The sequence below is a fragment of the Paraliobacillus zengyii genome, assembly GCF_003268595.1.
GTDB lineage: Bacteria > Bacillota > Bacilli > Bacillales > Amphibacillaceae > Paraliobacillus_A > Paraliobacillus_A zengyii.
Map to the genome: position 1 here is coordinate 102,192 of NZ_CP029797.1, position 17,631 is coordinate 119,822.

Here is a 17,631-nt window from a genome sequence, read left to right on the forward strand (position 1 = left end):
TAATTTATATTTTACAGCTAGTTCTAGAAAGTGTCTAGAGTTTTTAAAGATTATATATAAATAATTCTATAAAGTTCACAAGTTAGTAATAAAATAAAATAAACTAAAAAGTTCATTAAGTTTTCATATTTAAAGAAACAGCTATACAACAGGCTTTTCTCCATATAAACGTGGAAAAGGAACGGATCGTTAGATAGACACTAAAAATAAGCGATGCTATACTTATAAAATAATAATGTGATTTTGTTCACAATTAGATTATTAGATTATAAGACAGATGTAAGTCTATTATTTTATAGAGAGGTTTTGATAGTGATGAAAATAAAAAACACAGCAATTATAATGTTTATTGTTTTATTTTTTTTAACAAGCTGTAGTTCAGAAGATAACGGTGTGATGGAAACACCTTATAAGCAAACAGAGTTTTTAATGGGCACAGTGGTCACGGTTAAAATTTATAATGAAGAAAAAGAAACGGTTTTAAAAAAGGTGTTTGAACGAATGGAAGTCCTTGCTAGTCAAATTGGTTTAGAAGAGGATGCGGGGGTATCACAAATTGACGAGGTTAATGCTCAAGCGGGTATAGAACCTGTTATAGTATCGGAAGAAATATTTCAGTTAATAAAAGCAGGCAAAGATTATAGTCAAAAAGCCGAGGGTTCATTTGATATTACGATAGGTCCTTTAACGTCACTATGGCATATTGGCTATGATGATGCGCGTAAACCTGATCAAGAAGAGATTGATGCCGTTCTTCCATTAATAGATTATCGAAAGGTTATATTAGATGAAGAGAAGCATACGGTTTATTTAAAAGAGAAAGATATGCGCATAGACTTGGGTGCAATTGCTAAAGGCTTTATAGCTGATCAAGTTAACAAAGTGCTTGAAGAAAATGATGTGACAACAGCTATTATCGATTTAGGTGGAAATATTTATGTGGAAGGAACCAATCCTTCTGGTAAAGAGTGGACTGTTGGAATTCAAGATCCGTTCTCAACACGTGGGGAAACGGTCGGTAAGATAGAAGCAAGTAATCAATCCATTGTAACCTCTGGAGTCTATGAAAGGTATTTAGAAGTAGATGGTGAAAGATACCATCATTTACTCGATCCAAAAGCAGGCTATCCATTTGATAATGAAATCGCAGGCGTAACAATTGTTAGTAAGAAGTCAATAGACGGGGATGCGTTGTCAACATTAATTTTTTCGAAAGGGTTAGAGGATGGAATGGCGTTTATCGAAAAACAGGATGGTGTGGAAGCAATCTTTGTGGATAAAGATAACAAGATCTTTCTTACTTCTGGCTTGGAGGATGAATTCGAATTAACGAATGAATCCTTTATAATCGGAGATAGTTCTTTGAAAAATGAAGGGAGCGAATAAAATGTCTATTTCAACATTTCTAAAATTAGTAGAAATTCAGACTAAGATAGCGAGCGTCTTTCCATTTTTAATTGGTTGCTTATTTGTTTATTATCGTTATGATACGTTCCAACCATTAAATACAGCGATCTTTTTTGTTGCGATGCTTTCCTTTGATCTAACAACAACTGCGATTAATAATTATATGGATTTTAGAAAAGCCTCATCTGAAAGCTATCGAGAGAACCACAATGTGATTGGTCAATATAAAATCAGGGAGATTGTAGTCATTATTACAATTTTAAGTTTATTAACCCTGGCTACAGGTTTAGGAATCTGGCTTGTGTTCCGGACAGATTTATTCGTGTTATTAGTTGGAATGGTTTGTTTTGCAATAGGCATTTTTTATACATTTGGCCCGATTCCCTTGTCTCGCATGCCACTTGGTGAGTTATTCTCTGGTGTATCAATGGGATTCGGTATTGTATTCTTATCTGTATATGTCAATGCATTCGATCAAGGTATTTTACATTTATTATGGGAAGGTAGGACAGTTCTCTTTGAAGCTGATATTCTATTACTATTAGAGATTATGTTAGTTTCCTTCCCATGTATGTTTACCATAGCTAATTTGATGCTAGCTAATAATATTTGTGACTTAAAAGAGGATATTGCCAATCATCGCTTTACACTGCCTTATTACATTGGAAAAAAATATGCTGTCTGGCTGTTTAATGGTTTATATTTTCTTTCATTTTTAGCAATCTTAGTCGCAGTAATTCTCGGTCTATTACCACCTATTGTTATTATTGCACTATTAGTTAGTTATCCAGTCTATCAGCTAGTTCGTAAATTTAATCGGAAACAGATTAAATCAGAAACATTTTCTGTAGCGATAAAAAACCTGGTGTTAGTAAATGGTTCGGTTGTAACCATGTTAATGATATCGATATTTATTCTTTAACTCAACTTTCTCACTTAAAAAAAGCGCTAAAAATTGGCTGTTATGAGTTTGGCGTGTGTTCATTATAAAGGTTGACACTTTTAAAAATGTTTATTACTGCATACCCATAGACTCTGTCGTAACTGCCATGTTGATTTCTGCTACGGAAAGGGAGTCAATTTCATTTGAGGAGCGGGTAAGAACTTTATACCTCTTATGACAGAATTCCTCTCAGTGCGTCAAGTCAAACGCACGGATGATTACAAAGTAGCGTGAAGTTAACTTCTGTTTTGGATCATTCTTGTTATATCAAGATTTAAGCGACTGTTTTATAGTGCGAAGGTTGAATTCTTTAATATATGTTAGAAGGGAAAGGAGAAAGTTTGATGGAGCTATCTACAATTTTAGAAGTACGAGATCTAGCATTTCGTTATGATTTACGAGTGAAAAAACAGACTTTATCTGATGTCTCCCTTTCTGTGAAAAAGGGCGAATGGGTTGCAATTGTTGGAGATAATGGATCAGGAAAATCCACTTTAGCCCGATTACTAGTTGGATTAATGGAAGTGGAAAAAGGAACAATCAATATTAATGGCCTTGAATTAAATGAACTATCAAAATGGGATATTCGTAAACAAGTAGGGATCGTGTTCCAAAATCCTGAAAATCAGTTTATAGGTACAAGCGTTCAAGATGATATCGCGTTTGGTTTGGAAAATATAAATATGCCCTATGATGAAATGAAGAAAAGAGTAGATATCGCACTAGAATTAGTGGGAATGCGTAATCATGCATTAACGGATCCTTCGCAATTATCTGGCGGTCAGAAGCAAAGAGTTGCGATCGCAGGTATTCTTGCCTTAACACCTAAATTAATCATTTTAGATGAAGCGTTTGTTATGCTAGATCCAAAAAGCCGAAGTGGATTATTTGCTACTTTACAGAAGTTAAAAGAGAGAGAGTCAATAGCCATTATATCTATTACCCATGACCGAAATGAGGCAGCACTTGCTGACAGAATCCTGTTGATGGATAATGGCACAATTGTACAAGAAGGTACGCCAAGAGAGGTTTTTATGAAAAACAAACAACTAGAAGCTCCTTTTTCAGAACAACTTCGACGTAACTTGCAAGCCCGTGGTCGAAACATACCGGAGACTTATATGACAGAAGATGAACTGGTGACATGGTTATGCAAATAAAATTTGAAAATGTAACAGCAGATTATCAAATAGGACCGCTAAAAAATGCAAACGTAGTAAAGGACATAGTGCTGACACTGCCAACAAGGTCATTTACAGCAATAGTTGGCCACACTGGTGCCGGTAAATCAAGTTTATTGAAGACAGTTAACGGATTACTATTACCAAGTACGGGAAGTATCATCGTTGGCAATACAGTAATAACAGCAAATAAGGAAAAACAAGCACTAAAGAAAATAAGGAAACATGTAGGAATGGTGTTTCAGTTTCCAGAAGCACAATTATTTGCTGAAACAGTTGAAAAGGATATTCAGTTTGGGCCGATGAATTTTGGTGTATCAGTGGGTGAAGTAAAGGAAAGAACGAAACAAGCTATCTATGCAGTGGGATTAGATGAAGCCATATTAAAAATGTCACCTTTTTCCTTGTCAGGAGGACAACAAAGACGAGTGGCTATTGCTGGTGTTCTAGCGACGAATCCAGATGTCTTACTCTTAGATGAACCCGGAGCAGGTTTAGATCCAGAGGGGAAACGAGGCATTTTATCAATGATAAAAAAGATTCATGTAGAAAGAGGACTAACAACAATTATTGTTACGCATGATATGGATGATGTTGCTAAATATGCTGAAGATGTAGTAGTAATGGAGAAAGGAACGATTGCCGCCCACCAATCAGTAAAAACCTTTTTTTCAGATCCTGAAAGATTGGAAAAATGGCATGTGGAATTGCCAGAGGCCAGAAAGCTGCAATTAAAAATAGAGCGACAAACAGGTGTTAAAATGCCAGATGTATGTTTGACAATCGATGAACTGACAGAAGGATTAATTGAGGTGGGCTTGGCATGAATAAGCTAATATTAGGTCGTTACTTTCCTGGCGATTCACGGATACATCTTTTAGATCCACGAGCAAAATTAATTACTGCTATTTATTTTATAGGTATTATATTTATTGCGAATAACTGGCAAACTTATGTATTGTTAGGTCTTTTCACCTTTATCGTCATGTTTCTTTCGGGAGTGAAAATAAAAACCTATTTACGTGGTGTGCGTCCACTTATCTGGTTAATATTATTTACGGTGTTCCTTCAAGTATTATTCACTGGCGGTGGAACGGTTTATATAGATTGGGGTCCCATAACGATTTCAACATTCGGTTTACTAAATGGACTATATATTTTTTGCCGATTTGTAATGATTATCTTTATCTCAACCGTTGTAACATTAACAACAAAACCTATCGACTTAACAGATGGTATTAATTCCTTACTGCGTCCGTTACGTTTTTTTAAGCTTCCTGTTGATGAAATTGCATTGATGCTTTCTATTTCTTTACGTTTTATTCCGAATTTATTAGATGAAACACAAAAAGTGATGGATGCACAACGGGCACGAGGTACTACTTTTGGAGAAGGATCACTAGTAGATCAAATGAAAAAACTCATTCCTATCATCATGCCGTTATTTGTTAGTTCTTTAAGAAGAGCGGAAAATATGGCTGATGTAATGGAGGTGAGAGGGTATCAATCAGACAAGCCTAGATCAAGTTTTCGAAGGCTAGCTTGGCAAAAATCAGATACTATTAGTTTGTTAGTAATGGCGATTTTAACGGTAGTACTTGTTGTCTTACGTTCTAACGTAGTTACTTATTTATAAATGAACAGAAAAAAACCTTCTTGATATATCAAGAAGGTTTTTCGATAGCGGCGGAGGGGATCGAACCCCCGACCTCACGGGTATGAACCGTACGCTCTCGCCAGCTGAGCTACGCCGCTACGTTATTTCAAAGGCACAAGTGATATCATACAATAGCGCTTAACTTGTGTCAATAGCATTTCATTAAAATGTTTCTAATGAATCAAGTAAGACAAAAATTTGCTATAATAGATAAAGGTGTTTTTTGAATATTAAATATAGTGGGGAAGTCCGACGTAACATACTGCTCTGACATATACGTCGCTTTCCGTGGGCACAGGAGTCTCTGTATATTTCCATCGCTAGAAAGAGGTATCCTCTCGTGAGTTGAAAATCATATTTTATAGAGAAATTAAACTCCATATTTCTATTTTTTGCATAGTTAATTTATTATAGAAAAAACTAGTGGATTAATCTAAATCGACGATACTTTAACTGTACTAGCGGAAAGGGAACCCATTTGCTTCCGTAGCGGGTAAGTTACGTCGGAGTGTATAGATTTTCTGTAAAAAGCTAGCTTTGTAAAAACAGCCTAAAGAAAATATTTATAGAGGAGAGAAAATAGATGATTTGTTTAATTCGACATGGGGAAACTGATTGGAATTTACAAGGAAGAATACAAGGGGGCACAGATATTGAATTAAATGAAAATGGCGTTAAACAAGCAGAGGCATGTAAAACATATTTTGAAGGTGCAGATTGGGATTTAATTATTGCTAGTCCTATGAAAAGAGCAAAGCGTACAGCAGAGATTATTAATAAAGCATTAAATGTAGATTTAGTGGAAATGTCCGACTTTAAAGAGCGAACGTTTGGTGAAGCAGAAGGTCTAACTTTAGCAGAGCGTAACAAACTTTTTCCGGATGGTAACTATCCAGGTCAGGAGTCAAAAGAAGATTTGGAAAGCAGAGTAATGGCTGGAATAGGCTTGATTAACAAGACTTTTCCTAATAAAAAAGTGTTACTTGTTGCACATGGTGCTGTAATTCATGCGATTTTATCTGTAACGTCGGGAGAAGAAATAGATTTTACTAATACGAAACTCTTAAATGCATGTTTGAGTAATATAGAATACACGGAAGATAAATGGCACGTACATAATTATAATCAAATTGATCATTTAACAGTGGATAAGTAAGAAGAAAACGAATCATCTATTGATGGCATACAACAACTTGCAAAAACATCTATCGTATCGATAGATGTTTTTTGCTAGTGAACTTTTTTCTTTCGTCGTTTAATGCATTTTCGACATATGAGAAGATTGACTTATATGCCTATCAAGACAGGCTATAAGCACTTAGAAGTGATGTTTTAAGGTGATAGTTAAATAGGGACTAACTTTTCACTTTATGTTGAAACTAGCTTATCTGTACGGAATGAAGTCGAACATTTTCATACGAGACCCTTGTTGTTTTGACAAAAAAATGAAAAGAATTGTGTTTTAATAAACAGCATACTAAACGAGGAGTGAAAGTATGTTGGATACAATAACAGGAACAAAAGGATTACCCATCCATACGAATAAAGCGGATCAGTTAAAAAAATGGTGGAAGGAAAAACAACGGAATCTCCTATTTGAACAAGGGGGATTATTATATTTTGTCGCCTTTTTATTAGGACGAGCAGTTATCTTGGAATCATTGTCGCCATTTGCTCTAGCTTATTTAGCCTCTGTTTGGTTTGTTCGTAAGGAGAAAGTAAGGCCGTTAATAATAGTAATGATTATCGGTGCTACAACAGTAGGTATTGAGCATGGTTTATTTATAGCTACAGCCTCGTTTGTCTTTGTTTTCTTTGCAGCGATAGTAAAGCAAGTAAAGAACCAACAAAAGATTATACCATTTCTTGTTTTCTTTGCTAGTTTATTACCACGGGTTACACACTATGCCCTTTTTGATACGCTCAATTCTTTTGAATGGACATTAGCGATTGTTGAGGCAGTATTAAGTGCTGTCCTTGTATTGATATTTATGCAGAGTATTCCGCTTTTATCACCAAAAAGATATAAACCTACACTGAAAAATGAAGAAATTATTTCTTTAATTATCTTACTTGCTTCCGTGTTGACTGGAACGATTGGTTGGGAACTACAAGGCGCCAATGTAGAACAGATTGCTTCAAGATACCTTGTCTTATGGTTAGCTTATATTGGTGGTGCCGCGATAGGTTCCACGGTAGGGGTTGTTACGGGTCTTATTCTAAGTTTGGCAAGTGTTAGTAGCCTTTACCAAATGAGTTTATTAGCTTTCGGGGGACTACTAGGAGGTCTATTGAAGGAAGGAAAGAAGCTAGGGGTTGGTTTAGGTTTATTTGTCGGAACAGTATTAATCGGAATTTATGGCGGTGGAATTGCGACGCTGTTTCCTTCTTTATTAGAGACGAGTATCGCTATTTTATTATTTTTCTGTACACCTGATCAATGGATAAGACAAATGTCTAGATATATACCAGGAACAAATGAACACACGATTGAACAACAGCAATATGTCCAAAAAGTAAGAGATGTGACTGCCAATCGAATCGAACAGTTCTCTGATGTTTTTGAGGCTTTATCAAAAAGCTTTGAAGGACAACCAGAGAAAGATATAGAAGATGATCATGATCAGAAAGAATTGGATTACTACTTAAGTAATGTGACGGAGAAGACTTGCCAAAGTTGTTTTAAGAAGGATTGGTGTTGGGGACAACATTTTGATGAAACATATGATTACATGACAGCCTTGAAACAAGACTTGGAAAAAGGACAATCACCAAATAAAATAACGCAATCAAAGTTTTCTAACCATTGTGTGAAATCACAAAAGGTAGTAGAAGTAATGAAAGAAGAATTGTCTTATTATGAGGCAAATCAAAAATTAAAAAAACAAGTTGGAGAAAGTCGACGTTTTGTAGCAGATCAATTACTTGGTGTTGCTGAAGTGATGGGCGATTTTGCAAAAGAAATAGTGAAAGAAAAAGAAAACCATGAACAACAAGAATTAGAGATTATCGCTGCATTAAAACATTTAGGAGTAGAGATAGATAAATTAGAAATCTATAGTTTAAAAAAAGGTGATATAGATATTGAACTTGATTTCTCTGTTTATCAATATAATGGGGAGGGCCCAAAACTAATTGCCCCTGTCATTTCTGATATTTTAGAAGAAACAATCGTTATAAAAGAAGAAGAGATTTCCCCTTTACCAAATGGTTACTGCCATCTTAGCTTTACATCCGCTAGAAAATATACTACCAATATTGGATTAGCACACGCTGCGATAGGTGGAGGATTTATTTCTGGTGATAGCTATTCAACAATGGAACTTAGTTCTGGTAAACATGCTTTGGCTATTAGTGATGGAATGGGAAATGGTGTACGTGCGCATGAAGAAAGTACGGAGACATTAAAACTATTAAAACAGATACTACATTCTGGTATTGATGAACAAGTCGCAATTAAGTCGATAAACTCCATCTTATCGTTACGAACAAATGATGAGATCTACTCGACATTGGATTTAGCGATGATAGACCTTCATCATGCAGGAGTTCAATTTTTAAAAATTGGTTCTACACCAAGTTTTATTAAGCGAGGAGAACAAGTTCATACGATAGAAGCTAGTAATTTACCAATTGGTATTATCCAAGACTTCGACGTAGATGTTGTGGATTTTCAATTAAAAGATGAAGACATATTGATTATGACCAGTGATGGGGTATTTGAGGGGCCAAAGCATATCGAAAACCCAGATATATGGTTAAAACGTAAAATAAAAGAATTGGAGACAAATGATCCACAAGAAATTGCCGACCTATTATTAGAAGAAGTTGTTCGAACGACGGCAGGGGTGATTGAGGATGATATGACTGTTTTAGTAGCTAAAATAACCAAATTCAACCCTAGGTGGTCAAGTATTCCGGTTTATCAAAAGCAAGCAAATTAACAAGCTTTTTGATAACTTAATAGTATAAAGTCCCTTTAATTTGTCGACAATGATGCTAAGTAAAAGCGATAGAAGAAAGGCAAAGGAGGAAGATGGGATGAAGAAAGGGACGTTAAAGCAAATATTATTGATCACGGATGGCTGTTCGAATAAAGGCGAAGACCCTTCTATGGTAGCGGCTTTGATTGCACAACAAGGTATAACCGTCAATGTTATCGGTGTGTTAGAAGATGATCAAAGTGAGAATCCAATGGGGCTAGAAGAGGTGGAAGAGATTGCGTTAGCAGGAGAAGGTGTTAGTCAGATTGTTTACCAACAAGCACTCTCTCAAACAATTCAAACGGTGACAAAGCAAGCAATGACACAAACATTGCAAGGTGTTGTAAATCAAGAGTTAAAGCAAATATTAGGACCAAATCAAACCATCGAGTCGCTACCACCGGAACAACGAGGAGAAGTAATGGAAGTTGTAGAGGAGCTAGGCGAGACGTGTAATATAGAAGTTTTCGTTTTAGTTGATACAAGTGCTAGTATGCAGAATAAACTACCAACTGTTAAAGAAGCATTAATTGATCTATCTATTAGTATGAATGCTCGAATCGGAAAAAATAAATTTGCAATTTCATCATTTCCCGGTAAAAGAAAGCCATTAACTAAAATTACAGATTGGTCAAATAAACTAGATTCTATTTCTTCTGTTTTCCCTAAATTAACAAGTGGGGGTATTACACCTACGGGCCCTGCACTAAAAGAAGCGATGTATCAGTTTGGGAAATCAAGATTAACAAGGAGTATGAATCAAAACGATGAATCAAACATCGAAGAAACAGGGAATTAATCTAAGGCCAGGAACTGTTATGAGGGGAAAGTGGCACAAACAAGTTTATGTTATAAGTAAACAATTGGGGCAGGGTGCTATAGGCTCAGTATATTTGTGCAAAACGAAGGACGGAAAAGAAGGCGCGCTAAAAATAAGTGATAAGGCGAATTCCATTACGACAGAGGTTAATGTATTGAAGCACCTTTCAAAGGTCCAAGGATCAAACCTTGGGCCTTCTTTATACGATGTGGATGATTGGACGGACCCAACGGGAATACGTTATACATTCTATGTAATGGAGTATGTAAAAGGTAAAGACTTACCAGCTTTCTTGCGAGAACGAGGAGAAGGCTGGTTGGGTATCTTGTTTGTACAATTGTTAAAAGACTTGGAACGTCTCCATAAACAAGGGTGGGTATTTGGAGATTTAAAGCTAGATAATGTCATTGTTACCTTTTCACCACCACGCTTACGCTGGATTGATGTTGGTGGTACGACATTAATTGGTCGATCAATTAAGGAATATACTGAATTCTATGACCGTGGTTATTGGCAGGTTGGATCTAGGAAAGCTGAGCCAAGCTATGATTTGTTTGCATTAGCAATGATGGCTTTACACTATGCCTATCCAAACCAATTTGATCGTGGACAGTATCCAATTAAAACATTGCAGGAAAAAATCAGACAATCAAAACAATTATCTCCCTATCAAACATGTTTAGAAAGGGCGCTGAAAGGAGAATACATATCAAGTCTTGAAATGGAAAAAGATTTAAGCCTGAAATTATTAAAGATAACAAAACCTAAAACTACTAATCATCCAACTTCCATGATGAACCAAAAACAACTTGCATCAAAAAACCATGTGAATACAGTATGGAGTGCGTGGTTGGAAAGTTTCGCAATTATAATGGTGGCTTTTGTGTTTTTTGTTATCTATTATCTAAGTACGTAAGTCAGATGGTCATTCTTTTGTAAAACCTAAGCGAAAGACTTCCTATGTGGTAGGGAACATGTTAGGATAGACTTGTTTACCATGCTAATGAAAGAAGTTGAATCGGTAAAATGTTTAAACAAGAAGTAGATACCTTTATTAAACGCTATGCATTATTCAAACCACACAGTACGTTGTTGATTGGTGTATCAGGTGGACCAGATTCGATGGCTTTACTTCATTACTTAAATGTAATTAAAAAAGCATGGGATTTTCAGTTAATTGTTGTATCAGTAGATCATGGATTGCGTGGAGAAGAATCAAAAGTAGATGTGGATTATGTTTCGGCCTTTTGTGCGGAAAAAAACATAGCATTTTATCGCACGGCGTTAGATGTCCCGTCATTTAAAAAAGAGCATAAACTAGGTACACAAGAAGCAGCTCGTAACATGAGGTATCGTTTTTTTGCTGATCAAATGGATCAACATAAAGCGGATTATTTGGTTTTAGGACATCATGGTGATGACCAGATCGAAACAGTTTTGATGCGTCTTACCCGGACGGCTAATCCATCATCCTTAGCTGGAATCCCTGTTAAACGTCCGTTTGCTGACGGCGAGCTTGTGAGACCATTATTATCCGTGACAAAGGAAGAGATTGAATCGTATTGCCAGGAGAATGGGATTATACCAAGAAGAGACCCCTCAAATGAAGAAGATGTCTACACTCGAAATTTTTTCAGAATTCATTTGTTACCTTTATTGAAAAAACAAAATCCTAACTTACATCGTTCTGTCAGAAAATTAAGCGAGTCGATTAGAGCGGATAATGCGTACATGAACGAACAAGCGGAAAAAGTGATGGATGAAATTGTACAACTATCAAATGAAGAAAAGCAAGTGACATGTTCAATTAAACTTTTAAAAAAGCATCCGTTTGCTTTACAAAGGCGCATATTTCATCTAATATTAAGTCATCTATATGATGTACTACCGAATGGTTTACATTTTGGTCATGAGGAACAGTTTTTTGATCTTATACATAGTGAACGGGCAAATGTAACGATAGATTTGCCGAAAGATTTACAGATAACGAAATCGTATCAAACACTGTATTTTCACTTTCGAGAAGAAGAGATAGCATGTTTTTCTGCATATTTATCTGTTCCTAGTCAAGTATATCTACCGACAGGAGCAGTGGTTTCAGCCTCTTTTGTAACGGCCCCCACTGTGCAAGAAGATAAGAATAGACTATTCATTCCGATTAGTGATATAGAGCAAGATGTGCATCTAACCGTTCGATATCGACAAGATGGTGATCGCATGTATGTAAAGGGGTTAGATGGTCGAAAAAAGATAAAAGATATCTTCATTGATAAGAAAATCCCTCTACATAAAAGGAATACATGGCCGTTAATAGTTGATCAACAAGGAAATGTTCTGTGGGTAATTGGGTTAACAAAAGGTGCGGTCAAAGGATATTCTGGCGGGAGTCAATTTATTCAAATTGAATATAGAAGTAATGAAAAAATCTAGGAGGATCGGGATGCACAAAGACATCGAAAAAATATTAGTATCACAGCAAGAAATTGAGGAAAAATGTAAAGAGCTTGGCGCGCAATTATCTGAAGAATATAAAGATCGATTTCCACTAGCGATTGGGGTATTAAAAGGTGCTTTACCATTTATGTCGGATGTTCTTCGCTCTATGGATACATATTTAGAAATGGATTTTATGGATGTTTCCAGCTATGGTGGAGAAATGCGTTCTTCAGGTGAAGTGAAAATTGTAAAAGATTTAAACACAAAAGTTGAAGGTAGAGATTTGCTTATAATTGAAGATATTATTGATAGTGGACTTACATTAAGCTATTTGGTTGATTTATTTAAATATCGTAAAGCAAATTCAATTAAGATTGTTACGATGCTAGATAAACCTGCAGGCCGTACTGTTGACATTGTTGCTGATGTGGTTGGTTTTAAAGTGCCAAATGAATTTGTTGTTGGATATGGATTAGATTATCAAGAAAAGTATCGTAATTTACCTTATATCGGTGTTTTAAAGCCGCACATATATGGTGGAGAATAAGAAGAGTATGTAACATGACAGATCAAATAGTAGCATATCTTTAAAAAAGGAAATGCAATTAGTTGTAATCGTCCTTTTTTATATGATACTATTTACTATAGTTTTCTCACTTGGAGGAGGTAGGCAATGAATCGAATAGTACGTAATGTGATCTTTTATTTTGTCATATTTTTAGTGGTGATTTCCGTAATGAATGTTTTCACTGGACAAAATAATCAACAAGAAGAATATAATGTAAGTGAATTTATGCAAGCACTTGATAATGGTACGATAGCAAGTATGGAAATGCGACCTTCAAATGGTGTTATGCGAATTGAAGGAGAGCTAGTAGGTACGGATGAAGAACCTACTACATTTGTCACAAACGTTCCGGATAACAATGATATTGTCGCGAATGTTTATCAAAAAGCAAATGAGCAAGGTATTATAGATGTACAAGAAGAAGAGCAACCAAGCGGATGGGTAACGTTCTTAACTACGATGATCCCGTTTGTTATCATATTTGTCCTGTTTTTCTTCCTTCTTAACCAATCTCAGGGTGGCGGAAACAAAGTCATGAACTTTGGTAAGAGTAAAGCGAAGATGTACAGTGAAGAGAAAAAGAAAGTCCGATTTAAGGATGTTGCTGGTGCCGATGAAGAAAAGCAAGAGCTTGTAGAGGTAGTAGATTTCTTAAAAGATCCTCGTAAGTTCGATGCTATTGGAGCAAAAATACCTAAAGGTGTTTTATTAGTAGGACCTCCAGGTACAGGTAAAACGTTATTAGCAAGAGCAGTTGCCGGAGAAGCTGGTGTGCCATTCTTCTCTATTAGTGGTTCCGACTTCGTTGAAATGTTTGTCGGTGTTGGTGCATCACGTGTACGTGATTTGTTTGAAAATGCGAAGAAGAACGCACCAGGTATTATCTTTATTGATGAGATTGATGCAGTTGGTCGTCAACGTGGCGCTGGTGTTGGTGGCGGTCATGACGAACGTGAACAAACGTTAAATCAGTTACTTGTTGAAATGGATGGTTTTGGTGAAAATGAAGGTATTATTATTATTGCCGCAACAAACCGTCCTGACATCTTAGACCCTGCATTACTACGTCCAGGCCGTTTTGACCGTCAAATTACAGTTGATCGTCCTGACCTACGTGGTCGTGAAGATGTCTTAAAAGTACATGTGCGTAATAAGCCACTAGGTGACGATGTGGAGTTAAAAACAATCGCGATGCGTACACCTGGATTTTCAGGTGCAGATTTAGAAAACCTGCTTAACGAAGCTGCGTTAGTAGCAGCACGTACGAATAAAACGAAGATCGAAATGGTCGACGTTGATGAAGCAATTGATCGTGTTATTGCAGGACCTGCGAAGAAGAGCAGAGTTATCTCACCAAAAGAAAAAAATATCGTCGCATATCATGAAAGTGGACACACTATTATTGGAATGGTGCTGGACGATGCTGATATGGTTCATAAAGTTACAATCGTACCTCGTGGGCAAGCTGGTGGCTATGCTGTCATGCTACCAAAGGAAGATCGTTACTTTATGACGAAACCAGAGCTATTAGATAAGATTACTGGTTTACTTGGTGGGCGTGTTGCTGAGGAAGTAATATTCGGTGAAGTTAGTACGGGGGCTCACAATGACTTTGAACGTGCAACGAATATTGCTCGTAAGATGGTAACAGAGTACGGCATGAGTGATGCAATAGGTCCTGTTCAATTTGCTAGCTCAGGTGGTCAAGTATTCTTAGGAAGAGACATGCAAAATGAATCTAACTACAGTGAAGCGATAGCATATGAAATTGATAAAGAAGTTCAAAGCTTTATTAATCAGTGTTATGCTCGTGCAAAAGAAATTCTAACGGAAAACAAAGATAAATTAGAATTAGTTGCGAAGACATTATTAGAGATCGAAACGTTAGATGCAAGACAAATTAAAGGTCTTTTTGAAGATGGTATCTTACCGGATCCAGTTGTTTTTGAACAAAATGAAACGGATACGAGTGGAGAAGATAAACAATCTTCAGATTCTAAAGATGTAAAAGTTAACATTCAATCAAAATCAGAAGAAGATCATACATCTATTTCTTCCGAGTTTGATTCGAATGATGACGAAACTTCTGAAGATCCAGATAAAAAAGAATAGTATATGCAACTGGTGTAATCAATTAATTGATTACACCAGTTTTTTATCTAAATATCTTTTTTAAAAGACTGTTGTTTATGACTAAATAACCAAAGGCTCTGTCGTAACACTGCTATCGGCTACTTAAATAATTTACTGATTGCTACCACGCTACGGTAGCAAATGGTCTCCCTTTCCGTGGGCACAACCTCAGCTATCTATAGAAGCAAAGACCACTTCTATAGAGGATCTTCGGTTTGTGCTGTTCCCACAGGAGTGTCAACCATTTGCTACCTTCGCTGGATAGTGTATCTTTGTTCTATACAGGTGATAAAATTACTTTTTATTGTTTCTAACTCATGCTTTAGTTAGCCGTTAATTACCAATTATAGCGTCTTTTACGCCATTTTATTTAGCGGACTAAAACCAGTGGATCAAGCTAAATGGGCGAGACTCCTGCAGGAACAGCAAATGTTTTCGATGGGATGAGTAATCGCAATCCCACGGGCTGAAGATCCACTCGGAGGCGTTCTTTGCTTCCGAGTTAGCTGAAGTCGTGCCTGCGGAAAGGGAGCCCATTTCGCTTGAGGAGCGGGGTATAAATTACTTTGTATTGCACTTTTTATAAAGTGCGTTATGTTACGACTAAGTTTCTCTCAAGTCTGAAGAGTGAAAAGTAACAATGTTTGTGAATAAAGTCATTCTGAAATATGGTGTATGAATAGAGTTAAAAGTAAAGTCTAAGATCGATAGCATTTTTACTGTAATTTTTTAAGAAAGTCGCCACATTAACGAAGTGTAATACAATATGATATGATGGTAAAAATAAATATGGTAGAGTTGGTGAAAGAGTAATGATATTTGTATTAGATGTTGGTAACACAAATACTGTTTTAGGGATTTTTGACCAAGACGAATTGAAATACCAGTGGAGAATTAAAACGGATCGAGAAAAAACAGAAGATGAATTTGCGATGTTAATTAAATCGTTATTTGAGCATGAAGGTTTAACATTTGCTAATGTTAACGGTATTATTATTTCTTCTGTCGTTCCTCCTATTATGTATGCCTTCGACCGAATGGCTGAAAAGTATTTTGATCAAAAACCTTTAATTGTTGGTGATCAAGCAGTTGAATTATTTTTGAAAATGAAATATCCTAACCCAGCTGAACTAGGAGCTGATCGTATAGTTAACGCAGTAGGAGCAATTGAAGCCTATGGTGCGCCCTTGATTATTATTGATTTCGGTACAGCTACGACATACTGCTATGTGAACGAAAATGAGGAATATGTAGGTGGTGCCATCGCGCCGGGTATTAATATTTCACTGGAGGCACTGTATTCAAAAGCGGCCAAATTACCTAAAGTTGAAATTAAACATCCAAATGAGATTGTTGGGTTATCGACTGTTGAAGCAATGCAATCAGGTGTATACTTTGGTTATGTGGGACAGGTTGATGAGGTTGTAAGAAGATTTAAGAAGGTGAGTTCTGAAGATACTAAAGTTGTTGCTACAGGTGGATTGGCTACATTAATTGCAGGAGAATCAAGTATGGTTGATATTGTAGATCCTGTATTAACATTAAAAGGTTTATATGTTATCTATAAAAAATTGAATCATCATACCGAATAAGGTTAAAATCATTGTAATAAAGGAGTTTATATAGATGGATTATTTAATTAAAGCAACAGCTTTTCAAGGAACAGTAAGAGCGTATGCTATTCAATCAACAGAAACTGTAGAAGAAGCAAGAAAACGCCACGACACATGGGCGACTGCATCTGCTGCCCTTGGTAGGACAATTACAATTTCTACAATGATGGGAGCGATGTTAAAGGGAGAAGACAAGTTGACTGTAAAGGTTGAAGGTGACGGACCTGTAGGACCTATCGTTGTCGATTCTAATTCAAAGGGAGAGGTTCGAGGATATATTACGAATCCCCATGTTGATTTTGATTTAAATAACAAAGGTAAATTGGATGTAGCACGTGCAGTTGGTACGTCAGGAAATATAAGTGTTGTAAAAGATCTTGGTTTAAAGGACTTTTTTACTGGCCAAGTGCCGATTGTTTCAGGCGAAATCGGAGAAGATTTCACCTATTATTTTGCTAACTCTGAACAAGTTCCATCTGCGGTAGGAGCAGGGGTATTGGTTAATCCGGATCACTCTATTTTAGCTGCGGGCGGTTTTATTATTCAAGTAATGCCAGGGGCAACTGATGAAACAATTGGTGGTATAGAAACAAAAATTTCAACAATTGATCCGATCTCAACGTTAATTCGACAAGGAAGAACGCCAGAAGAAATTTTAGCTCTTATATTAGGGGAAGAGAACATGAAGACACATGAAAGAATGTCTGTCCAATTTACATGTTCTTGTTCGGTAGATCGAATTAAAAATGCGATAAAAAGTTTAGGAAATCAGGAAATTGACCAGATGATAGAAGAAGACGGTGGAGCAGAGGCTGTTTGTCATTTTTGCAATGAGCAGTACCAATTAGATGTGGATGATTTAAACGCATTAAAACAAGTATAAGGAGAAA

General features: G+C 36.3%; 14 protein-coding genes and 1 tRNA gene. 14 read left to right on the forward strand and 1 reads right to left on the reverse strand.

All coding sequences use genetic code 11. The features are described 5' to 3' along the window. Nucleotides 1-342 precede the first annotated feature (342 nt). The 5 genes from DM447_RS00485 (at nucleotide 343) to DM447_RS00505 (ending at nucleotide 5,167) form a co-directional block, all read left to right on the forward strand. Nucleotides 343-1,386 (forward strand): FAD:protein FMN transferase, encoded by a 1,044-nt coding sequence (locus tag DM447_RS00485; RefSeq protein WP_241964580.1) that lies wholly within the window; start codon nucleotides 343-345, stop codon nucleotides 1,384-1,386. Nucleotide 1,387: 1 nt separating this feature from the next. Beyond that, nucleotides 1,388-2,329 carry a 1,4-dihydroxy-2-naphthoate polyprenyltransferase gene (gene menA, locus DM447_RS00490; RefSeq protein WP_112179180.1) on the forward strand — a complete coding sequence of 314 codons (942 nt, stop codon included), beginning with the start codon at nucleotides 1,388-1,390 and terminating at the stop codon, nucleotides 2,327-2,329. A 365-nt stretch (nucleotides 2,330-2,694) separates the two neighbouring features. Continuing rightward, nucleotides 2,695-3,510 carry an energy-coupling factor transporter ATPase gene (locus DM447_RS00495; protein ID WP_112179182.1) on the forward strand — a complete coding sequence of 272 codons (816 nt, stop codon included), beginning with the start codon at nucleotides 2,695-2,697 and terminating at the stop codon, nucleotides 3,508-3,510. Continuing rightward, nucleotides 3,501-4,358: an energy-coupling factor transporter ATPase gene (locus tag DM447_RS00500; RefSeq protein WP_112179184.1), complete on the forward strand. Its 858-nt coding sequence runs from the start codon at nucleotides 3,501-3,503 to the stop codon at nucleotides 4,356-4,358. Before DM447_RS00495 ends, DM447_RS00500 begins: the two co-directional genes overlap by 10 nt. Further along, nucleotides 4,355-5,167, forward strand: coding sequence for an energy-coupling factor transporter transmembrane component T family protein (locus tag DM447_RS00505; protein WP_112179185.1), 813 nt, complete (start codon nucleotides 4,355-4,357; stop codon nucleotides 5,165-5,167). Before DM447_RS00500 ends, DM447_RS00505 begins: the two co-directional genes overlap by 4 nt. A 45-nt stretch (nucleotides 5,168-5,212) precedes the next feature. Here DM447_RS00505 and DM447_RS00510 read toward each other — a convergent pair. After that, a tRNA-Met gene (locus DM447_RS00510) sits at nucleotides 5,213-5,286 on the reverse strand. Nucleotides 5,287-5,771: 485 nt separating this feature from the next. On the opposite strand from DM447_RS00510, the gene DM447_RS00515 reads away from it, so the two are divergent. From DM447_RS00515 to hslO, 9 genes are all read left to right on the forward strand, one after another. After that, complete coding sequence (locus DM447_RS00515; RefSeq protein ID WP_112179187.1) at nucleotides 5,772-6,344, forward strand: histidine phosphatase family protein; 573 nt, start codon at nucleotides 5,772-5,774, stop codon at nucleotides 6,342-6,344. A gap of 340 nt (nucleotides 6,345-6,684) precedes the next feature. After that, a complete protein-coding gene (spoIIE, locus tag DM447_RS00520; RefSeq protein ID WP_112179189.1) occupies nucleotides 6,685-9,132 on the forward strand; it encodes a stage II sporulation protein E in 2,448 nt (815 codons plus the stop codon). Nucleotides 9,133-9,184: 52 nt separating this feature from the next. Further along, nucleotides 9,185-9,970: a vWA domain-containing protein gene (locus tag DM447_RS00525; RefSeq protein WP_255421368.1), complete on the forward strand. Its 786-nt coding sequence runs from the start codon at nucleotides 9,185-9,187 to the stop codon at nucleotides 9,968-9,970. Further along, the gene (locus DM447_RS00530; protein ID WP_112179193.1) at nucleotides 9,939-10,907 is read left to right on the forward strand and encodes a protein kinase domain-containing protein; all 969 of its coding nucleotides are present in this window, start codon (nucleotides 9,939-9,941) and stop codon (nucleotides 10,905-10,907) included. The genes DM447_RS00525 and DM447_RS00530 overlap by 32 nt, the downstream gene beginning before the upstream one ends. 110 nt (nucleotides 10,908-11,017) lie before the next feature. Beyond that, on the forward strand, nucleotides 11,018-12,421 hold the full coding sequence (gene tilS / locus DM447_RS00535; RefSeq protein WP_112179195.1) for a tRNA lysidine(34) synthetase TilS: 1,404 nt from the start codon (nucleotides 11,018-11,020) through the stop codon (nucleotides 12,419-12,421). A 10-nt stretch (nucleotides 12,422-12,431) separates the two neighbouring features. Next, a complete protein-coding gene (hpt, locus tag DM447_RS00540; RefSeq protein WP_112179197.1) occupies nucleotides 12,432-12,974 on the forward strand; it encodes a hypoxanthine phosphoribosyltransferase in 543 nt (180 codons plus the stop codon). Between the two features lie 126 nt (nucleotides 12,975-13,100). Next, on the forward strand, nucleotides 13,101-15,107 hold the full coding sequence (gene ftsH, locus DM447_RS00545) for an ATP-dependent zinc metalloprotease FtsH (protein ID WP_112179199.1): 2,007 nt from the start codon (nucleotides 13,101-13,103) through the stop codon (nucleotides 15,105-15,107). An 833-nt stretch (nucleotides 15,108-15,940) separates the two neighbouring features. Next, nucleotides 15,941-16,720, forward strand: coding sequence for a type III pantothenate kinase (locus tag DM447_RS00550; protein ID WP_112179201.1), 780 nt, complete (start codon nucleotides 15,941-15,943; stop codon nucleotides 16,718-16,720). 34 nt (nucleotides 16,721-16,754) lie between these two features. Continuing rightward, nucleotides 16,755-17,624 (forward strand): Hsp33 family molecular chaperone HslO, encoded by an 870-nt coding sequence (gene hslO, locus DM447_RS00555; RefSeq protein WP_112179203.1) that lies wholly within the window; start codon nucleotides 16,755-16,757, stop codon nucleotides 17,622-17,624. The last annotated feature ends 7 nt before the right edge of the window (nucleotides 17,625-17,631 follow it).

Bases quoted from the DNA above. Each gene is read 5' to 3' on its own strand.
- DM447_RS00485 (WP_241964580.1), top strand. From the start codon at position 343: ATGTTTATTGTTTTATTTTTTTTAACAAGCTGTAGTTCAGAAGATAAC.
- menA (WP_112179180.1), top strand. From the start codon at position 1,388: ATGTCTATTTCAACATTTCTAAAATTAGTAGAAATTCAGACTAAGATA.
- DM447_RS00495 (WP_112179182.1), top strand. From the start codon at position 2,695: ATGGAGCTATCTACAATTTTAGAAGTACGAGATCTAGCATTTCGTTAT.
- DM447_RS00500 (WP_112179184.1), top strand. From the start codon at position 3,501: ATGCAAATAAAATTTGAAAATGTAACAGCAGATTATCAAATAGGACCG.
- DM447_RS00505 (WP_112179185.1), top strand. From the start codon at position 4,355: ATGAATAAGCTAATATTAGGTCGTTACTTTCCTGGCGATTCACGGATA.
- DM447_RS00515 (WP_112179187.1), top strand. From the start codon at position 5,772: ATGATTTGTTTAATTCGACATGGGGAAACTGATTGGAATTTACAAGGA.
- spoIIE (WP_112179189.1), top strand. From the start codon at position 6,685: ATGTTGGATACAATAACAGGAACAAAAGGATTACCCATCCATACGAAT.
- DM447_RS00525 (WP_255421368.1), top strand. From the start codon at position 9,185: ATGCTAAGTAAAAGCGATAGAAGAAAGGCAAAGGAGGAAGATGGGATG.
- DM447_RS00530 (WP_112179193.1), top strand. From the start codon at position 9,939: ATGAATCAAACATCGAAGAAACAGGGAATTAATCTAAGGCCAGGAACT.
- tilS (WP_112179195.1), top strand. From the start codon at position 11,018: ATGTTTAAACAAGAAGTAGATACCTTTATTAAACGCTATGCATTATTC.
- hpt (WP_112179197.1), top strand. From the start codon at position 12,432: ATGCACAAAGACATCGAAAAAATATTAGTATCACAGCAAGAAATTGAG.
- ftsH (WP_112179199.1), top strand. From the start codon at position 13,101: ATGAATCGAATAGTACGTAATGTGATCTTTTATTTTGTCATATTTTTA.
- DM447_RS00550 (WP_112179201.1), top strand. From the start codon at position 15,941: ATGATATTTGTATTAGATGTTGGTAACACAAATACTGTTTTAGGGATT.
- hslO (WP_112179203.1), top strand. From the start codon at position 16,755: ATGGATTATTTAATTAAAGCAACAGCTTTTCAAGGAACAGTAAGAGCG.